Genomic DNA, 18433 nt, shown 5'->3' with positions numbered 1-18433 from the left:
ATGATCAAGGCGGCGGTCGACCACATCGCCTCCGCCGCCTCGCAGGGCGCCCAGGTCGTCTGCCTGCAGGAACTGTTCTACGGCCCCTACTTCTGCCAGGTGCAGGACACCGAGTTCTACTCCTACACCGAGGGCATCCCGGACGGGCCGACGACCAAGCTCATGCAGGAGGTGGCCGAGCGCCATGGCGTGGTGCTGATCGTGCCGATGTACGAGGTCGAGCAGCCCGGCGTCTACTACAACACCGCCGCGGTGATCGACGCCGACGGCACGTACCTCGGCAAGCACCGCAAGAACCACATCCCGCAGGTCAAGGGCTTCTGGGAGAAGTTCTACTTCCGGCCCGGGAACCTGGGCTACCCGGTGTTCGACACCGCCGTGGGCCGCATCGGCGTCTACATCTGCTACGAGCGGCACTTCCCGGAGGGCTGGCGCGCGCTGGGCCTCGCCGGGGCGAAGATCGTGTTCAACCCGTCGGCGACCAGCCGCGGCCTGTCGCAGTACCTGTGGAAGCTGGAGCAGCCGGCGGCCGCCGTGGCGAACGAGTACTTCGTCGGCGCGATCAACCGCGTCGGCGTGGAACCGCTGGGCGACAACGACTTCTACGGCCAGACGTACTTCGCCGACCCGCGCGGGCAGCTGATCGGCGACGCCGCGTCCGACACCGACGACGAGGTCGTCATCCGTGACCTGGACATGACGCTGCTCGACGAGGTCCGGGACCTGTGGGCCTTCTACCGCGACCGCCGGCCGGACACCTACGGCCCCCTCACGGAGGCCTGATGACCACGCTCATCAAGGGCGGGCAGGTCGTTTCGCCGTCCGGCGCGCTCCTGGCGGACGTCCTCGTCGACGGCGAGACCATCGCCGCCGTCGGGACGCCCGGCACGCTGACCGGCGACGAGACGATCGACGCCACCGGCAAGTACGTGCTGCCCGGCGGCATCGACGCGCACACGCACATGGAGATGCCGTTCGGCGGCACGCACTCCGTCGACACGTTCTCCACCGGTACCACGGCAGCGGCCTGGGGCGGCACGACGACGATCATCGACTTCGCCGTGCAGGCCAAGGGCACGTCCCTGTTGTCCACTTTGGACAAGTGGCACGGCAAGGCCGACGGCAACTGCGCGATCGACTACGGCTTCCACATGATCGTCTCCGACGTCAACGACCAGTCGCTGAAGGAGATGGAAGCCTGCGTCGACGCCGGGGTCGGCAGCTTCAAGATGTTCATGGCCTATCCGGGGGTGTTCTACTCCACGGACGGGGAAATCCTGCTGGCGATGCAGAAAGCGCGCGAAATCGGCGCTACGATCATGATGCACGCGGAGAACGGCATCGCGATCGACCAGCTGGCGGCGCAGGCGTTCGAAGCGGGGAACATCGACCCCGTCCAACACGGCCTCACCCGGCCACCGGAGCTGGAAGGAGAAGCGACGTCGCGGGCGATCCAGCTCGCGAAGGTCACCGGTTCGCCGCTGTACATCGTGCACCTGTCGGCGTCGCAAGCGCTTGCGGCCGTGGCGGAGGCGCGCAACGACGGCCAGAACGTCTTCGCCGAGACCTGCCCGCAGTACCTCTACCTGTCCATTGAGGACTTGGCGAAGCCGGACTTCGAGGGCGCGAAGTACGTCGCTTCGCCGCCGCTGCGGGAGAAGTCGCACCAGGCGGACCTGTGGCGCGGGTTGCGGACGAACGACCTGTCCGTGGTGTCCACCGACCACTGCCCGTTCTGCTTCAAGGACCAGAAGGAGCTGGGCCGCGGCGACTTCCGCGCGATCCCGAACGGCATGCCGGGTGTCGAGCACCGGATGGACCTCCTGCACCAGGGCGTCGTCGCGGGTCAGCTGACGCTCGGGCGCTGGGTCGAGACGTGCTCGGCGACGCCGGCGCGGATGTTCGGGCTGTACCCGCGCAAGGGCGTCATCGCGGCGGGTTCGGACGCGGACATCGTGCTCTACGACCCCACGGCGAAGCAGACCCTGTCGGCCGAGACGCACCACATGAACGTGGACTACTCGGCGTACGAAGGGTTCGAGCTGACCGGTCGTGTGCACACGGTGCTGTCTCGTGGGCGTGTCGTGGTGTCGCCGGACGGGTTCACCGGGTCGACGTCGCACGGCAAGTTCCTGTCCCGCTCGCTGAACCAGTACCTGAACTGAGGAGCGGCCGATGGACTTCGGGATCGTGCTGCAGACGGACCCGCCCGCGCGGGACGTCGTGCGGCTGATGAAGGACGCCGAGGACGCCGGGTTCCGCTACGGCTGGACGTTCGACTCCTGCGTGCTGTGGCAGGAGCCGTTCGTCATCTACTCGGCGATCCTCGCGGCGACGTCGTCGATGGTCGTGGGGCCGATGGTGACCAGCCCCGGGACGCGGGACTGGTCGGTGATGGCGTCGACGTTCGCCACGCTCAACGACATGTACGGCAACCGGACGGTCTGCGGCATCGGGCGCGGCGACTCTGCCCACCGGGTGGTCGGGAAGCCACCGTCCACCTTGGCCACCGTCCGCGACTGCATGCGCGTGGTGAAGGACCTCGCCGAAGGCCGCGCGGTGACGATGAACGAGACGACCGTGCAGATCCCGTGGATCCGCAACGGCCGGCTCGAGATGTGGATGGCCGGGTACGGGCCGAAGGCGCTGAAGACGGTCGGCGAGCACGCCGACGGCTTCATCCTCCAGTGCGCGGACCCGGCGATCGCGCGCTGGACGATCGGCGCGGTGCGCGACGCGGCGAGGGCGGCCGGCCGTGACCCGGGCGGCATCACGATCTGCGTCGCGGCCCCGGCGTACGTCGGCGAAGACCTGCCGCACCAGCGGGAACAGCTGCGCTGGTTCGGCGGGATGGTCGGCAACCACGTCGCGGACCTGGTGGCGCGCTACGGATCTTCCAGTGCGGTGCCGACGGAGCTGACCGACTACATCCGCGAGCGCGAGGGGTACGACTACAGCCACCACGGCAAGGCGGGCAACCCCTCGACGGAGTTCGTCCCGGACGAGATCGTCGACCGGTTCTGCCTGCTGGGCCCGGCGTCGGCGCACGTGGAGCGGTTGCAGGAGCTGGCCGAGCTGGGCGTCGACCAGTTCTCGCTGTACCTGATGCACGACGACCGCGAAGCGACCCTGGCGTCCTACGGTTCGCAGATCATCCCGAAGCTGACCGCGTAGGGCTCGCCCTACCCCGGTTCCGGGGGTGCGCACCAGCGCGCCCCCGGTCCCGGCGGCGAGACGATCAGGGCCATGACAACTCGGAAACTCCGTGCTGCGCTGGCTCTGGGGGCCGCCACGCTCGCGGTGGGCGCTCTCGCGCCCGCGGCGTCGGCGAGCCCCGCCGGAATCGTCTGGGAATCGGCGTGCGCCGCCGGGTACCAGTGCGGCCACCTCGACGTCCCCCTGTCCTACCAGGACCCTTCCGCCGGCACCGTGTCCATCGCCGTCGGCCGGTTGCCCGCCACCGACCAGGCCCACAAGCTGGGCACGATCTTCTACAACCCCGGCGGCCCCGGCGCGTCCGGCCGGTTCGCCCCCGCGTTGACGCCGGAGCTGCACCGGCGCTTCGACATCGTCGGGTTCGACCCGCGCGGCGTCGGCGCGAGCTCGAAGATCCACTGCTTCACCGATCCTTCGCAGGTCGAGGTGCTCCAACGGGCACTCGGCACGTTCCCGCTGACCCGCGAAGCCGAACAGCAGCAGCTCGCGGACACGAAGACCGTCACCGACCTCTGCGAACAGAACGCCGGCCCTCTGGCCGACCACCTCTCGACCGGGACGGTCGCCCGCGACCTCGACCGCCTGCGGGCGGCGTTCGGCGAGGCGAAGCTGCGGTACTACGGGAAGTCATACGGCAGCTACCTCGGCGAGACCTACGCCAACCTGTTCCCCGGCCGGGTGGGTTCGGTGGCGCTCGACGCCGTCGACGACCCGGCGCGCTGGGCGAGCGGCACCGGCCCGATGAGCTACCGCCTGCGCGGCTACGAAGACGGTCCGCGCGCCCTCAAGTCCTTTTTGGACGCTTGCGCCGCACGCTGCACCTTCGACTACGACGCGATCCTGGACCGGCTGGAAGCCGGCCCGATCACCGTGACGGACACGGCCGGGAAGCAGGTCGTCGTCACCTACCAGAGCGCGATCGCCACGATCCACAACTACCTGACCGACGCCCAGGCGGCGCCGCGGCTGGCGGCGTTCCTCCAGGCGCTGGCGGACCCGGCGTCGCGCGCTCCGGTCTCGGCGGGCGGCCCGCCGGACGTCGACTCCCTGCTGGGCGGCGGCGCGACGCTGTGTTCGGACGCGGCGAACCCGCGCGATCCGGCCGTCTGGTGGGACTACGCCCGGCGCGCGGACCAGGTCGGCCGCGGATTCGGCCCGTACGACGTCTACAAGACGCTGCCGTGCGCCACGTGGGACGTCGCGGACACCGGCCGCTACGCCGGCCCGTGGAACCGGCCGACGGCGCCGATCCTGCTCCTCGCCAACCGCCAGGGTGACCTGGAAACGCCGTACGCCGGCGCGCAGCGGACCGAGAACCTGCTGGCCAACGCTCACCTGCTGAGTCTCGACACGTACGGCCACGGTTCGCGCGGCAAGAGCGCGTGCGTGGACGCCTCGCTCGACCGCTACTTCGTCGCCGGTTCGGTGCCCGCTCGCGGTGCGGTCTGCGCCCCGGACCGGGGCCCCTTCGGCTGAAGTCTTCGAGGTCGCCCAGCCGGCCTTCGTGGCCGGCTGGGTTCCCCTGGAAACCCTTTGCTGCCAACGTACTCGTTTTTCGTGAACTTCTCCCTGCCGGATCGGGCGGCCGCTAGGGTGGGCCGGTGACGCTGCCGCCGCCGGGATTCGACCGCACGCTCCTCCTCCGCGACGGCCGCCGGGTGTGGGTCCGCCCGCTCACCCCGCGGGACGCGCCGGAGCTGGGCGAAGCCATCCGCACCGCGGACCCGGAGACGCTGCGCCGCCGGTTCTGCGGGTCGGCGCCCCCGGTGACGCCCCGCTTGCTGGAACACCTGACGGTGCTGGACTACGAGCGCCGGTTCGCCCTGGTGGCCCGCTGCGCGGAGGGCCCGGGAGTGGCGATCGCCCGCTACGAGGCAACGGGCAGGCGGACGGCGGAGGTGGCGATAGTGGTGGCCCCGGCGTGGCGCCAGGTGGGGCTGGCCTCGGCCCTGCTGCACATGCTGGGACTGGCGGCGCTGGAGCGCGGGTTCGACCGGTTCACGGCGGTGTACTCGGCGGACAACCGTCCGGTAGCCGAGCTGCTGGACTACGCACGCGGCCGTAAGGTGATCGCGGAGGGGGTCGCCGAGGCGGAGATCCGCATCCGCGACCACCCCCAGGCACCGCGTGTTCCGGTTGCGAGAGCGAGTTTTTCCTTTTTCCAGCGAAGTCCGTAACAGACACCGATCCACGGCGGGCACGTCGTTCCCGCACAGAACGGCACCGGCATGGAGAACGGCCTCGAGACCGAATAGGCGACCAAGAACGCCTTGGTGATGCCGTTCATCAGCACTGTCCCGCAGGTACGACTTGGTCACCCGGCCAAGGTGATCCCGGAGTTCACCGCTGATGTGGATTCGAAGCGGCGCGAGAAGATCGACTAGGCGATCGTGCACAACGGGCAGGTGGAGGCGGATCGAGCACGCTTCCCAGCTCTTCCGCTACTTCGCCGTCACGAACGCCCGGATCGCCGTCCTGACGAACGGTCAGGTTTACGAGTTCTACACCGACCTCGACGCGCCGAACCGGATGGACGCCAAGCCGTTCCTCGTGCTGGACTTCGCCGACATCGACGAGACCCTGCTGCCCGAACTGGCCAAGCTCACCAAGGAGTCCTTCGACCTCGACTCGGTCATCAGCGCCGCGGGCGAGCTCAAGTACATCGGCCAGCTGAAGCGCATCCTCGCGGCGCAGTTCAAGGAGCCCGAGGACGAGTGGGTGAAGTTCCTGACCACGCGGGTGTACGAAGGACCGTTCACCCAGCGAATCCGTGAGCAGTTCGGTCCACTGGTGGCCAAGGCGACCCGCCAGTTCCTGAACGAGCAGGTCAACGACCGGTTGAAGAACGCGCTCGGGGCACCGGACTCCTACGTGAGCGTCACGCCGCAGGCCGACCCCGCGGTCGCCGAAAGCCCGGCTCGCGAAGACGGCAACGGTGAGCTCGTCACCACCGAAGAGGAGATCGAAGGCTACCGGGTCGTCCGGGCGATCGTCTGCGGCGAAGTGGCGGCGGCGCGGGTCGTCCCGCGGGACACCAAGACCTACTTCGGCGTGCTGCTCGACGACAACAACCGCAAGCCCATCGCGCGGCTGTGGTTCAACCGCTCGAAGAAGTACCTCGGGGTCTTCGACGAGAACAAGGTCGAGACGCGCATCTCGATCGCGAACGTCGAGGAGATCTACGCCCACGCCGACCACCTGCGGCGGACGGTGGCGCGGTACCTGACCGCGCCACCGATCGCCGCCGAGGAAGCTCAGTCCACCAGTGCCTGGTAGACCAGCTGCCTCAGCTGGGACCGCAGCCGGTAAGTGCTCGACGGCAACAGTTGCGTGTAGAACCCCACCGTCAAGTCCTCGTCCGGATCCACCCAGAACGCCGTGGAAGCCGCCCCACCCCACGCGAACTCCCCCGCAGACGACAGAGTCCGCGCCTTCACCGGGTCCTCCAGCACCGAGAACCCCAGCCCGAACCCGTGCCCGTCGAACGGCATCTCGGCGAACAGCGGGCGGCCGTACTCCTCCAGGTCCACGTGACCCGGCAGGTGGTTGCTCACCATCAGCGACACCGTCCGCGGGGACAGCAACCGGACGTCGTCCAGAGCTCCGCCGCGCAGGAGCAGCTCCGTGAAACGCCAATAGTCCGACGCCGATGACACCAGCCCGCCGCCGCCGGAAAGGCAGTCCGGGCGGGACTTCCCGAGCGCGCCGAACGCCTCGTTCCGCACCGCCCGGCCCGAAGCGGGGTCCGGCACGTACAAAGCAGCCAACCGGGAAACCGAAGACGCCACGAACCCCGTGTCCGTCATGCCCAGCGGCGTGAAGATCCGCGACGAGAAGAACTCGTCCAGCGAAAGCCCGGAAACCACCTCGACGAGCCGCCCCAGGACGTCCGTCGCGATCGAGTAGTTCCACTCCGCGCCCGGCTGGAACAGCAGCGGCAACGACGCCCACTGCTCCGAACACGCGGCCAGGTCCAGACCCGGCGGCGTGCCCCACTCGAACCCCGCCGCACGGTAGATCGCGTCCACCGGGTGGCCGTGGTGGAAGCCGTACGTCAGGCCCGCCGTGTGCGTCAGCAGGTGCCACACCCGGATCGGGGAGCGCGCCGGCTCGGTCAGCGGACGAAGCGCCGACCCCTTGACGAACACCCGCGGCGAAGCGAACTCCGGCAGCCACCGCGAGATCGGGTCGTCCAGCTCCAGCAGGCCGTCTTCGACGAGCATCATCGCCGCGACCGACGTGATCGGCTTCGTCATCGAGAAGATCCGCCACAGCGTGTCGGTCTCCACCGGTGTGCCCGCTTCGACGTCGCTGTGCCCGCCGCTGCCGACGTGCACGATCCGGCCGTGCCTGCTCACCACCGCGAGCCAGCCCGGTAACCGTCCATCTTCGACATAACGGTCGAAATGGTTGTCCAGCCGGGAAAGCCGGGCCGCATCGAACCCGGCTTCGGCCGGCTCGACGTCCACCTTGAGGTTCGCCATCCCGCGAGGTTACTGTGCCGTTGGCATCAATCCGGCCACAGCCACGGCCGAAAGACTTCGCGGCAACGGTTACCAACCGTGCGGGGTCGGCCTGCTTTTGGCCGGATTGCTACCTCTCACGGGCCCGTTCGGCCGCTTTCTCTTCACGCCAGGCTTCGTCGTTCTTCCCGGCGCGCCAGTACCCCGAGATCGACAGCAGCTCGCGCCGCACCCCGCGCTCGTCGAGCAGGTACCGCCGCAGCTCGCGGACGAACCCCGCCTCGCCGTGCACGAACGCCTGGACGACGCCCTCGCGCCACGGCAGCTCCCGCACCGCCGCGGCGACGTCGCCGCCGGACGCGCGGTGCAGCCACGTGATCTGCGCGTCGGCCTTCGTGACCAGCGGCTGCTCTTCGGCGGCGTTCTCGACCAGGATCACGGCCCGCGCCGGGACGCCGGCGGGGAGCGCTTCGAGCGACGCCGCGATGGCCGGCAACGCGCTTTCGTCCCCGGCCAGCAGGTGCCAGTCCGCCTCGGTGCCCGGCGCGTACGCGCCCCCGGGGCCGGACAGCAGCAGTTCGTCCCCCGGCTGCACCGTGGCCGCCCACGGGCCGGCGATGCCCTCGTCACCGTGGTGGACGAAGTCGAAGACGAGCTCGCCGGCCTGCGGGTCGAACGCCCGGACGGTGTACGAACGCATCCGCGGCCAGTGCTCCCGCGGCAGCGTAGCCCGGCACTCCTGGACGTCGAACGGCTCCGGGTACTCGACGCCCGGCACCTTGAACAGCACCTTCACGTACGCGTCGGTGAACGCGTTCGGCGTGAAGTCGGCGATGCCCTCGCCGCCCGCGACGATCCGGATCATGTGCGGGGTCAGCCGCTCGGTGCGCAGCACGCGCAGTTTCACCGCGGGCCGTCCGGACCGCCGGGGTGCTTCGGCCATCGGCCAACTCCTCGCTCAGCTACTAAGGCTTACCTAAGCACCGTACGCGCAGATTCCGGCCCACGGCCATCCGGCCGCCCCAGTTCTTCGATCATCCGGGCAAAAGCGACAGAGGTCCGCGCACCGAACCCGAGGAAGAACCGGTTGGCCAGCGGGACACCCCAGCGTCCCCAGGAAGCGGCGTTGACCACGCGATGCTCGACGCGCGCGCCGCCCGGATCGGCCGTGACACGGTACTCGCCGCGGTACCACCAGCCACCCTGCACCGCGAGGAAGCCGCGTTCGGCGTCGACCTCGGTCCGCATCGGATGGCCACCCCCGGTCACCCGGCGCCGCACCTCTTCGAACACCTCCGCCGGTGGCCGCGCGACGACTCCCGACGCCTCCGCAAGCGTTTTCATCCGCGCGGATCCGAGACGCGGGTGTTCTGGAACGCCGTGATCAGCCACTCGCCGTCCTCCCGGACGAGCACGAAGCTGACGGTCGACTCGCGGCCCTCGTCGGCGGTGTCGGCGCCGGTGACCGACGAACCGCCGCCGACGACCGCCACCGCGACGTCTGGGCGAACGAACCGCACCTTCGCCGACGCGCCGAGCTGCCCGGTCAGCTTCGAGCCCTTGAGCGGCCCCTCGAACAGGGCGCGGTGCGAGCTCTCGATCGCCTCGCGACCAGGGAAGTTGAGCCCGAAGAACGTCACGTAGTCCGCGTCCTCGGTGAAGAGCCGCCCGTACGCGGCGGCATCGGCGGAGTTCCAGGCCTCGGTCAGGCGGCCGAGCACGGCACGGACGTCGGTTTCGGCGGTGGTGGTGGTCATGAGATCCCCTTACGAACGTTGTTCGTTTGACGAACACCGTTCTACATACGAACGACGTTCGCGTCAAGTACAGTGTTCGTGTGACCGTTCCTCCCCCGCCGTGGCGCAGCGCCCCGCGCCGCCGCGCCGCGAAGCCCGCGCTCTCCCAGGACCTCGTCGTGAAGACTGCGCTCGAGGTGCTGGCGAAGGAGAGCCTCGACGCGGTGACCATGCGGCGGGTCGCCCAGGAGCTGGAAACGGGACCGGCGTCGCTCTACGCGCACGTGGCCAACAAGGACGAGCTGGCGGAGCTGATGCTCGACGCCGTGCTCGCCGAAGCGCCGATCCCCGACCCGGACCCGGCGCGCTGGGACGAGCAGGTGAAGGAGCTCGTCCGCGGCCAGATCCGGGTGATGGTCGCCCACCCCGGCATCGCCCGGGTGGCGTGGGACATCGCCGTGCCGGTCACGCCGAGCTCGCTGCGCCAGGGCGAGGCGATGCTCGCCCTGTTGCGAGCGGGCGGCCTGACGCTCAAGCAGGCGACGTTCGCCGGGGACGCCCTGGCGCTGTACGCCAAGGCGTACGCCTACGAGGCGAGTGGCTGGACCTGGGGCGACATCGACGAAGCCGAGACGGCGAAACGCGGCGAGCAGATGGTGGCGTACATGCGGTCACTGCCGCCGGAGTCGTTCCCGAACATGCTGCAGATCGGCGAGTTCTTCTCCGCCGAGACCGCGACCGAACGCCTCGAGTTCGCCCTCGACGTCTACCTCGCCGGCCTGAAGGTCGTGGCGGCGAAGAACTAGGGCCGCAGGACGATCTTGCCGCGCGTGTGCCGCTGCTCCAGCTCGCGGTAAGCCTCGCGCACCTCGTCCAGCGGGTAGACGCGCGCGATCGGCACCTCCAGGAGCCCCTTGGCCACCAGCAGGCTCAGCTCGCGCAGCACCTCGGCCGACGCCCCGGCCATGTTGCCCTCGGTCTTGACGTTGTACTTCCCGGCCGCCTCGTAGTCGATGATCGTGTCGATCCGCCCGGGGTGGATCCCCAGGTGCAGAGCCAGTTCCACGTAGCCGGAGCCGAAGGTGTCGACGAACGCGTGGACGCCGTCCGGCGCGGCTTCCTTGATGCGCTCGAGAACGCCGTCCCCGTAGGCCACCGGGATGACGTCGAGCTCGCGCAGCCAGTCGTGGTTCGCTTCCCCGGCCAGGCCGATCACCGTGGCCCCGGCCAGCTTCGCGAGCTGGACGGCCAGTGATCCGACGCCACCGGCCGCGCCCGAGACGACGACCGTGTCTCCCTCGCGCGGGCAGACCGCGGCCGTTGCGGCGTAGGCGGTGGTACCGGCGACGAACAGCGCGCCCGCGGCCTCCCACGAAACGCCGTCGGGTCGCGGAGTGAGGTCCGAAGCCTCCGCCACGACGTAGTCCGCGTGGCTCGACCGCGTGTGCACGAAGCCGATGACCTCGTCGCCGACCTCGATCTCCTCGACGCCGTCGCCGAGTTCCGCGACGACCCCGGCGAAGTCGCTGCCCTGCCCGGACGGGAACGTCGCGGGCCAGCGTTCGTGCAGGAATCCGCGCCGGATGGCAGCCTCGCCCGGGTTGATCCCGGCGGCGCGGACCTCGACGAGCACCTGCCCCCGTCCCGGCACCGGCCGCGGGACGTCCTCGACCCGGAGGACGTCCACGTCGCCGTACTCGTCGAACCTGATCGCGCGCGCCATGGGGCCTCCTCGAAGTCGTTGCTCGATACAAGCAACGACGCGGTCCCCAGGTTTAATCCCGTCAGCCCGCCAGGCGCCGGACGACGCCGTCGGCCAGCAGCCGCCCTCGGTCGGTGAGCACCGCGCGGCCCCGGGAGTCCAAAGCGGACGGATCGAGCAGTCCCTCGGCCGCCGCCGCCCGGGCTTCCGCGAGTCCCGGTTCGTCCAGCACGTCCAGCGGGAGTCCTTCGGCGACGCGCAGTTCGAGCATGATCCGCTCGAGGTGCTGGTCGTCGTCGGTGAGCACCTCCCGCCCGCCCGCGGGCGAGTCGCCGGCGGCCAGCAGCGCGGTGTAGCGCGCCGGGTGCTTGACGTTCCACCAGCGCACGCCGCCGACGTGGCTGTGCGCGCCCGGACCGGCGCCCCACCAGTCGTCGCCGCGCCAGTAGCCGAGGTTGTGGCGGCAGCGGGCGGCGTCGGAGGCCGCCCAGTTCGACACCTCGTACCAGCGCAGTCCCGCCGCCGACAGCGTCGCGTCGATCATCTCGTAGTCCGTGGCCAGCACGTCGTCGTCCGGCGCGGGCAGCTCGCCGCGGCGCACCCGGCGGGCCAGCGCCGTGCCCTCCTCGACGATCAGCGCGTACGCCGACACGTGGTCGACACCAGCCGCGAGCACGGCGTCGAGCGTCGCGAGCAGGTCGTCCGGGCGCTCGCCGGGCGTGCCGTAGATCACGTCGAGGTTCACGTGCTCGAACCCGGCCGCGCGCGCTTCGGCGGCGGCCTGGCCCGGCCGGCCCGGGGTGTGCACGCGGTCGAGGATCTTCAGCACGTGCTGCGCGGCCGACTGCATGCCGAGCGAGACGCGCGTGTAGCCCGCTTCGCGGATCCCGGCGAAGAACTCCGGCGAGGTCGACTCCGGGTTCGACTCCGTCGTCACCTCGGCGCCCGGGGCGAGCCCGAAGACGTCGCGGACGGCGTCGAGCACCGAGCCGAGGCCGTCCGCACCGAGCAGCGACGGCGTGCCACCGCCGACGAACACGGTGTCGGCGGCGGGCGGCACGACCAGCACGCGAGCGGCGAGCTCCAGCTCACGCCGCAGCCCTTCGAGCCAGGACTGCGGCGACGAGCCGGAGTCGAGCTCGCCCGCGGTGTAGGTGTTGAAGTCGCAGTAGCCGCAGCGCGTCGCGCAGAACGGGACGTGCACGTAGACCCCGAACGTTCTGCTGCCGAGCCCCTTCAGCGCGCTCTCCGGCAAAGCCGGATCGATCGAGGTGGCGGAGTCGGAACGCAGTACGGGCACCCTCGAATTGTCCCCTACGACGCCGGGAGGTCCGCCGCCGCCCGGTCCGGCTCGGCCGTGACCGGCAGGCCGACCAGGTCCGGTTGCGCTATCCGGCCCTGACCGGCCTGACCGTCGAGCGGTTGACATCGCCCGAGGCGTTCGCCGGGCACTCGGACGCGCAGGTCGTGGGCCTGCCGGCCGACCGCATTCTCCCAGGCGAGTGACCCTTCTCCCACCATGCGGGCACCGCTGGACCACATTGTGGACGCGTGGCACGCTGACGCCGTGACTCATGCCGGTGTTCTCCTCGTGGCCCGCCGCCACGTCGACCTCCTGCGGGTCGCCAGCGCCCTCTGCGTACCTGTTCGCTGACTGCCGTCGCCACCACGAATTCTGGACAGCCGGCGCCGGAGGACACCCGCGAGCCGGTGGTCCTCCGCTGCCACGAAAGCCTCTCGGAGGACGCCGCCATGGCCACGCCCCAGACCCCCGCCCGCCCCGCGCGCGTCAAGCAGAAGCGCGGCGAAGGGCAGTGGGCGCTCGGATACCGGGAGCCGCTGAACCCGAACGAGCGGTCGAAGAAGGACGACCACCCGCTCAACGTGCGGGCGCGGATCGAAAACATCTACGCCCACCGCGGGTTCGACGCGATCGACCCGGGTGACCTGCGCGGGCGGTTCCGCTGGTTCGGCCTCTACACCCAGCGCAAGCCGGGGATCGACGGCGGCCGCACCGCGACGCTGGAGCCCGAAGAGCTGGACGACCGCTACTTCATGCTCCGCGTCCGGCTCGACGGCGGCGTGCTGAGCACCGGCCAGCTCACCGTGCTCGGCGAGATCTCGCAGGCGTACGCGCGCGACACCGCCGACATCACCGACCGGCAGAACATCCAGTACCACTGGATCCGGATCGAAGACGTCCCGAAGATCTGGGCGCAGCTCGAGAACGCCGGCATGACGACGATGGAGGCCTGCGGCGACAGCCCGCGCGTCATCCTCGGCTCGCCGGTCGCGGGCATCGCGGCGGACGAGATCATCGACGGCACGCCGGCCATCGACGAGATCAAGCGCCGCTACATCGGCCGGCCGGAGTACGCGAACCTGCCGCGCAAGTTCAAGACCGCGATCTCGGGCCAGCCCGACGTCGCCCACGAGATCCACGACATCGCCTTCGTCGGCGTGAACCACCCGGAGCACGGGCCCGGCTTCGACCTCTGGGTCGGCGGCGGCCTGTCCACCAACCCGATGCTCGGGCAGCGCCTCGGCGCCTGGGTGCCGCGCGACGAGGTGCCGGACGTCTGGGAAGGCGTCATCTCGATCTTCCGCGACTACGGCTACCGCCGGCTGCGCTCGCGGGCCCGGATCAAGTTCCTGGTCAAGGACTGGGGCGCCGAGAAGTTCCGCCAGGTGCTCCAGGACGAATACCTCAAGCGCGAGCTGATCGACGGCCCGCCGCCGATCGACCCGGCCGTGCCGATCGACCACGTCGGCGTGCACCCGCAGGTCGACGGCAAGTTCTACCTCGGCGCGGCGCCGATCGCCGGCCGCGTCTCCGGCGGCACACTGGTCGCCGTGGCCAAGGCCGCCGAGCGGGCCGGCTCGGGCCGGGTCCGGCTCACCCCGCAGCAGAAGCTCGTCGTGCTCGACGTTCCGAAGGAGCAGGTCGAGACGCTCCAGGCGGAGCTGGCCGAGCTGGGCCTGGAGACGAAGCCGTCGCCGTGGCGGCGCAACGTGATGGCGTGCACCGGGCTGGAGTTCTGCAAGCTCGCCATCGTCGAGACGAAGGCCCGCGCGCAGCAGCTCGTCACGGACCTGGAGAAGTCCCTCGCGGACATCCAGGACGGCCTCGACACGCCGGTGACCGTGCACCTCAACGGCTGCCCCAACTCCTGCGCCCGGATCCAGACCGCGGACATCGGCCTCAAGGGCCAGATCGTCACCGACGCCGACGGCAACCAGGTCGAAGGCTTCCAGGTGCACCTCGGCGGCGGCCTCGGCCTCGACGCCGGGTTCGGCCGGAAGCTGCGCGGCCACAAGGTGACCGCTTCGGAGCTGACCGGGTACGTCGAGCGCGTCGTGCGCAGCTACGTCGCCGGGCGCGAACCCGGCGAACGGTTCGCGCAGTGGGCCGCGCGGGCCGAGGAAAGCGCCCTCCAGTGACCGCCACCGAACGCGCGGTGCCGTACCACTGCCCGTACTGCGGCGACGAGGACCTGCGGCCGGAAGAGAACGGCGGCTGGCTGTGTTCCGCCTGCCGCCGGGTTTTCTCGGTGAAGTTCCTCGGACTGTCCCTCCCGGAGGTGTCCCGATGACCGCCACAGCCGACTACAAGACCCTCGCCGAACGAGCGTCGAAAGAGCTCGCGGACGCGACCGCGGACGAGGCGATCCGCTGGACCGTCGAGACGTTCGGCGACGACTTCGTCGTCGCGTCCAACATGCAGGACGCCGTGCTCGTCGACCTCGCCACGAAGGTGAAGTCCGATGTGGACATCCTCTTCCTGGAGACCGGCTACCACTTCCCGGAGACGATCGGCACCCGGGACGCGGTACAGGCCGTCTACCCGAACGTCAAGATCGTCAACGCGCAGGCCGAACAGAGCGTCGCCGAGCAGGACGCGGAGTACGGCGAGAAGCTGCACGACCGCGACCCGACGCTGTGCTGCAACCTGCGCAAGGTCGTGCCGCTGCGCAAGACGCTCGGCAACTACTCGGCGTGGGTCACCGGCGTCCGCCGGGTGGACGCGCCGACCCGCGCGAACACCCCGATCGTCACCTGGGACGACCGCAACGGCCTGGTGAAGGTCAACCCGATCGCGGCGTGGACCGACGACGAGTTCACCGGCTACATCCGCGAGCACGGGATCCTGGAGAACCCGCTGGTGTCGATCGGCTACCTCTCGATCGGCTGCGCGCCGTGCACCGCTCGCGTCGAGGCGGGCCAGGACCCGCGCAGCGGCCGGTGGGCGGGCCAGTCGAAGACCGAGTGCGGACTGCACGGCTGAGGAAGGGACGCATGACGACCTTGGAGCCCGCTACCGATGCGGCACAGGACAACTTGGCCGCGCTCGAATCCGAGGCCATCCACATCTTCCGCGAAGTGGCGGGCGAGTTCGACCGGCCGGTGATCCTCTTCTCCGGCGGCAAGGATTCGACGCTGCTGCTGCACCTGGCGATCAAGGCGTTCTGGCCGGCGCCGGTGCCGTTCCCGCTGCTGCACGTGGACACCGGGCACAACTTCGACGAGGTCATCGAGTTCCGCGACCGCGTCGTCGAGCGCCACAGCCTGCGCCTGGTCGTCGCGAAGGTCCAGGACTGGATCGACGACGGCCGCCTGGAAGAGCGCGCCGACGGGATGCGCAACCCGCTGCAGACCACGCCGCTGCTGGACACCATCTCGGAGCACAAGTTCGACGCCGTGTTCGGCGGCGGCCGCCGCGACGAGGAACGCGCCCGGGCGAAGGAGCGGATCTTCAGCCTCCGCAACTCCTTCGGCCAGTGGGAGCCGCGGCGGCAGCGGCCCGAGCTGTGGAACCTCTACAACGGCCGGCACCGCCCGGGCGAGCAGGTCCGCGTCTTCCCGCTGTCCAACTGGACCGAGGCCGACGTCTGGAACTACATCGCCCGCGAGAAGGTCGAGCTGCCGTCGATCTACTACGCGCACCAGCGCGAGGTGTACCTGCGCGACGGCATGTGGCTCGCCGAAGGCCCGTGGGGCAGCCCGCGGCCGGGCGAAGAGGTCACCGAGCGGACCGTGCGGTACCGGACCGTCGGCGACGGCTCCTGCACCGGCGCGATCGAGTCCACCGCGACCACCGTCGAAGACGTCATCGCCGAGGTGTCGGCGTCCCGGCTGACCGAACGCGGCGCCACCCGCGCCGACGACCGGATGTCCGAGGCGGCCATGGAAGACCGCAAGCGTGAGGGGTACTTCTGATGAGCTCGCTTCTTCGCCTGGCCACGGCCGGGAGCGTCGACGACGGCAAGTCCACACTCGTCGGCCGGCTGCTCTACGACACCAAGTCGGTGCTCGCCGACCAGCTCGACGCCGTCACGCGCGCGTCCGTCGACAAGGGACTGTCCACACCGGACCTGTCCCTGCTCGTCGACGGCCTGCGCTCGGAACGCGAGCAGGGCATCACCATCGACGTCGCCTACCGCTACTTCGCCACGCCGAAGCGGTCGTTCGTGCTGGCCGACACGCCCGGGCACGTGCAGTACACGCGCAACACGGTGACCGGCGCGTCCACCGCGCAGCTGGCCGTGCTGCTGGTCGACGCGCGCAAGGGCGTCATCGAGCAGACCCGGCGGCACGCGGCGGTACTGGCCCTGCTGGGCGTGCCGCAGCTGGTGCTCGCGGTGAACAAGATCGACCTGGTCGACTACGACGAGGCGGTGTTCACGGTGATCGCGAAGGAGTTCGCTTCGCACGCCGAAACGCTGGGGTACCCCCAGGGTTCGGTGCTCGCGATCCCGGTCTCGGCGCTGGAGGGCGACAACGTCGCGACGCGCTCTTCGCGCACGCCGTGGTATTCCGGTCCCAGCCTGCTGGAGCACCTCGAGGAGGTGCCGGTCGCGCCCGACCCGCACGACTGGGCACTGCGGTTCCCGGTGCAGTACGTGATCCGCCCGCGCACGCCGGAGTACCCGGACTACCGCGGCTACGCGGGCCAGATCGCCGCGGGCACGGTCCGGCCGGGCGACGAGATCGTCGTGCTGCCGCAAGGCATCCGCAGCCGGATCGAGCGCATCGACACCGCCGACGGGCCGCTGGACGAGGCCGGCGCCGGGACGTCGGTGACGCTGCTGCTCACCGACGACATCGACATCTCGCGCGGCGACCTGATCGCCGCCGCGGACTCCCCGCCGCGGATCACCGACGAGATCACCGGCACGCTGTGCTGGCTGTCCTCGAAGCCCCTCAAGCCGGGCGCGCGCGTGCTCGTCAAGCACGGCGCCCGCACGGTCCAGGCGCTGGTCGGCGAGCTGCACGCGCGGTTCGACGAGCAGGCACTGTCCAGTGTGGACGCTCCGGGCACGCTGGAGCTCAACGACATCGGGCTCGTCACGCTGCGGCTGGCCGAGGAGCTGGGCGTCGACGACTACGGCGTCAGCCCGCGCACCGGCGCGTTCCTCGTGATCGACCCGAAGGACGGCGACACCCTCGCCGCGGGCCTGGTGGGTGAGCGCTTCTCGTGACACCGCCCCTGGTCGCCGTCGCGCACGGCAGTCGTGATCCCCGCTCGGCCGCGACCGTGCGGGCGCTCGTCGACGTCGTGCGCGCGCAGGCGCCGAGTCTTTCGGTGCACGAGTCCTTCCTGGACCTTTCTTCGCCCAACGTGACGGACGTGCTGCGGTCGTTGTCCGCGGCCGGCCACCGGGCCGCCGTCGTGGTGCCGCTGCTGCTGGGCAGCGCGTTCCACGCGCGGGTCGACCTGCCGGCCCTGATTTCCTCGGTGACGGCTTCGTGCCCGGGCTTCCGCGTCGAGGTGTCGGACGTCCTGGGCGCCGACCCGGCGTTGGAAGCGGTGGCCCTGGACCGGCTGGCTTCCGCGCCTCGCCGGCGGGGGACGGGCGTGCTGCTGAGCGCGGTCGGCTCGTCCAACGCCGCCGCCAACGCGGTCGTCGCCTCGCTGGCCACGCGGTGGGAGGAGCGGCTGGGTGTCCCGGTGAGCGAGGCGTTCGCTTCCGCCGCCCAGCCGGACATCCCCGCGGCCGCCGCCCGGCTGCGGGCCCGCGGCGTGCGGCACCTGGTCGTCGCCTCGTGGTTCCTGGCGCCGGGCCTGCTGCCGGACCGCATCGGGCGGCTGGCCCGCGAGGCGGATCCGCGCGCCTTCGTCGCGGCGCCGCTGGCCGACGACCCCCGCGTCGCCGACGTCGTGATCAGCCGGTACGCCACCGCGGTGAGCGGGCTGCTCCGCCAATACGCCTAGCTCAGCGCGCTCGCCACCGCCGTAAGGCGAGTCTTATTCACATTTGTCGTCACCCTGCGCGCATGGGAATGGTAAATCCTTGACGTGCTAGTTAACTTGCCGG

Annotated in this window: 21 protein-coding genes; 15 read left to right on the top strand and 6 right to left on the bottom strand. The window is 70.5% G+C overall.

Annotation, left to right across the window (positions count from 1 at the left end; genetic code table 11):
* From AB0C38_RS14915 to AB0C38_RS14890, 6 genes are all read left to right on the top strand, one after another.
* Entirely contained in the window at positions 1-783 is a 783-nt protein-coding gene (locus AB0C38_RS14915) for a nitrilase-related carbon-nitrogen hydrolase (RefSeq protein ID WP_285480918.1), read from the top strand.
* On the top strand, positions 783-2165 hold the full coding sequence (hydA, locus tag AB0C38_RS14910; RefSeq protein ID WP_360672306.1) for a dihydropyrimidinase: 1383 nt from the start codon (positions 783-785) through the stop codon (positions 2163-2165). The genes AB0C38_RS14915 and hydA overlap by 1 nt, the downstream gene beginning before the upstream one ends.
* Positions 2166-2175: 10 nt before the next feature.
* On the top strand, positions 2176-3174 hold the full coding sequence (locus AB0C38_RS14905; RefSeq protein WP_360672303.1) for a TIGR03842 family LLM class F420-dependent oxidoreductase: 999 nt from the start codon (positions 2176-2178) through the stop codon (positions 3172-3174).
* Positions 3175-3246: 72 nt separating this feature from the next.
* On the top strand, positions 3247-4692 hold the full coding sequence (locus AB0C38_RS14900; RefSeq protein ID WP_360672300.1) for an alpha/beta fold hydrolase: 1446 nt from the start codon (positions 3247-3249) through the stop codon (positions 4690-4692).
* 125 nt (positions 4693-4817) lie between these two features.
* Positions 4818-5393: a GNAT family N-acetyltransferase gene (locus AB0C38_RS14895; protein WP_360672297.1), complete on the top strand. Its 576-nt coding sequence runs from the start codon at positions 4818-4820 to the stop codon at positions 5391-5393.
* Positions 5394-5565: 172 nt separating this feature from the next.
* Complete coding sequence (locus AB0C38_RS14890; protein WP_360672294.1) at positions 5566-6492, top strand: restriction endonuclease; 927 nt, start codon at positions 5566-5568, stop codon at positions 6490-6492.
* On the opposite strand, the gene AB0C38_RS14885 is transcribed toward AB0C38_RS14890, so the two are convergent.
* The 4 genes from AB0C38_RS14885 to AB0C38_RS14870 all read right to left on the bottom strand — a co-directional run bounded on the left by AB0C38_RS14885 (position 6471) and on the right by AB0C38_RS14870 (position 9436).
* A complete protein-coding gene (locus AB0C38_RS14885) occupies positions 6471-7700 on the bottom strand; it encodes a serine hydrolase domain-containing protein (RefSeq protein WP_360672291.1) in 1230 nt (409 codons plus the stop codon). The two genes, AB0C38_RS14890 and AB0C38_RS14885, sit on opposite strands and share 22 nt — an antisense overlap.
* A gap of 109 nt (positions 7701-7809) precedes the next feature.
* The gene (locus AB0C38_RS14880; RefSeq protein ID WP_360672289.1) at positions 7810-8622 is read right to left on the bottom strand and encodes a siderophore-interacting protein; all 813 of its coding nucleotides are present in this window, start codon (positions 8620-8622) and stop codon (positions 7810-7812) included.
* A 29-nt stretch (positions 8623-8651) separates the two neighbouring features.
* Complete coding sequence (locus tag AB0C38_RS14875; RefSeq protein WP_360672286.1) at positions 8652-8927, bottom strand: hypothetical protein; 276 nt, start codon at positions 8925-8927, stop codon at positions 8652-8654.
* A 92-nt stretch (positions 8928-9019) separates the two neighbouring features.
* Positions 9020-9436 (bottom strand): SgcJ/EcaC family oxidoreductase, encoded by a 417-nt coding sequence (locus tag AB0C38_RS14870; protein WP_360672283.1) that lies wholly within the window; start codon positions 9434-9436, stop codon positions 9020-9022.
* Between the two features lie 80 nt (positions 9437-9516).
* On the opposite strand from AB0C38_RS14870, the gene AB0C38_RS14865 reads away from it, so the two are divergent.
* Positions 9517-10221, top strand: a complete 705-nt coding sequence (locus AB0C38_RS14865) for a TetR/AcrR family transcriptional regulator (RefSeq protein WP_360672280.1) — start codon at positions 9517-9519, stop codon at positions 10219-10221.
* Here the strand turns inward: AB0C38_RS14865 and AB0C38_RS14860 are convergent.
* Complete coding sequence (locus AB0C38_RS14860; RefSeq protein ID WP_360672277.1) at positions 10218-11138, bottom strand: NADP-dependent oxidoreductase; 921 nt, start codon at positions 11136-11138, stop codon at positions 10218-10220. The two genes, AB0C38_RS14865 and AB0C38_RS14860, sit on opposite strands and share 4 nt — an antisense overlap.
* 61 nt (positions 11139-11199) lie before the next feature.
* Positions 11200-12417: a radical SAM family heme chaperone HemW gene (hemW, locus tag AB0C38_RS14855; RefSeq protein WP_360672274.1), complete on the bottom strand. Its 1218-nt coding sequence runs from the start codon at positions 12415-12417 to the stop codon at positions 11200-11202.
* A gap of 83 nt (positions 12418-12500) precedes the next feature.
* Between hemW and AB0C38_RS14850 the strand changes: the two genes are divergently transcribed.
* From AB0C38_RS14850 to AB0C38_RS14815, 8 genes are all read left to right on the top strand, one after another.
* Positions 12501-12623, top strand: a complete 123-nt coding sequence (locus tag AB0C38_RS14850; protein WP_360672270.1) for a hypothetical protein — start codon at positions 12501-12503, stop codon at positions 12621-12623.
* 13 nt (positions 12624-12636) lie between these two features.
* Positions 12637-12771 carry a putative leader peptide gene (locus AB0C38_RS14845; RefSeq protein ID WP_360672267.1) on the top strand — a complete coding sequence of 45 codons (135 nt, stop codon included), beginning with the start codon at positions 12637-12639 and terminating at the stop codon, positions 12769-12771.
* 98 nt (positions 12772-12869) lie between these two features.
* A complete protein-coding gene (locus AB0C38_RS14840) occupies positions 12870-14558 on the top strand; it encodes a nitrite/sulfite reductase (RefSeq protein ID WP_360672264.1) in 1689 nt (562 codons plus the stop codon).
* The gene (locus AB0C38_RS14835; RefSeq protein ID WP_360672261.1) at positions 14555-14710 is read left to right on the top strand and encodes an Insertion element protein; all 156 of its coding nucleotides are present in this window, start codon (positions 14555-14557) and stop codon (positions 14708-14710) included. Before AB0C38_RS14840 ends, AB0C38_RS14835 begins: the two co-directional genes overlap by 4 nt.
* Positions 14707-15402, top strand: a complete 696-nt coding sequence (locus AB0C38_RS14830; RefSeq protein WP_360672258.1) for a phosphoadenylyl-sulfate reductase — start codon at positions 14707-14709, stop codon at positions 15400-15402. The genes AB0C38_RS14835 and AB0C38_RS14830 overlap by 4 nt, the downstream gene beginning before the upstream one ends.
* Positions 15403-15413: 11 nt before the next feature.
* Positions 15414-16334, top strand: coding sequence for a sulfate adenylyltransferase subunit CysD (gene cysD / locus AB0C38_RS14825; protein WP_360672255.1), 921 nt, complete (start codon positions 15414-15416; stop codon positions 16332-16334).
* On the top strand, positions 16334-17596 hold the full coding sequence (locus AB0C38_RS14820; protein ID WP_360672252.1) for a GTP-binding protein: 1263 nt from the start codon (positions 16334-16336) through the stop codon (positions 17594-17596). The genes cysD and AB0C38_RS14820 overlap by 1 nt, the downstream gene beginning before the upstream one ends.
* On the top strand, positions 17593-18330 hold the full coding sequence (locus tag AB0C38_RS14815) for a CbiX/SirB N-terminal domain-containing protein (protein WP_360672249.1): 738 nt from the start codon (positions 17593-17595) through the stop codon (positions 18328-18330). Before AB0C38_RS14820 ends, AB0C38_RS14815 begins: the two co-directional genes overlap by 4 nt.
* Positions 18331-18433: the final 103 nt, after the last annotated feature.

The sequence above is a fragment of the Amycolatopsis sp. NPDC048633 genome (assembly GCF_040650695.1).
In the GTDB taxonomy this organism is placed as follows: domain Bacteria; phylum Actinomycetota; class Actinomycetes; order Mycobacteriales; family Pseudonocardiaceae; genus Amycolatopsis.
This window is presented reverse-complemented; position numbering and strand designations above follow the sequence as displayed.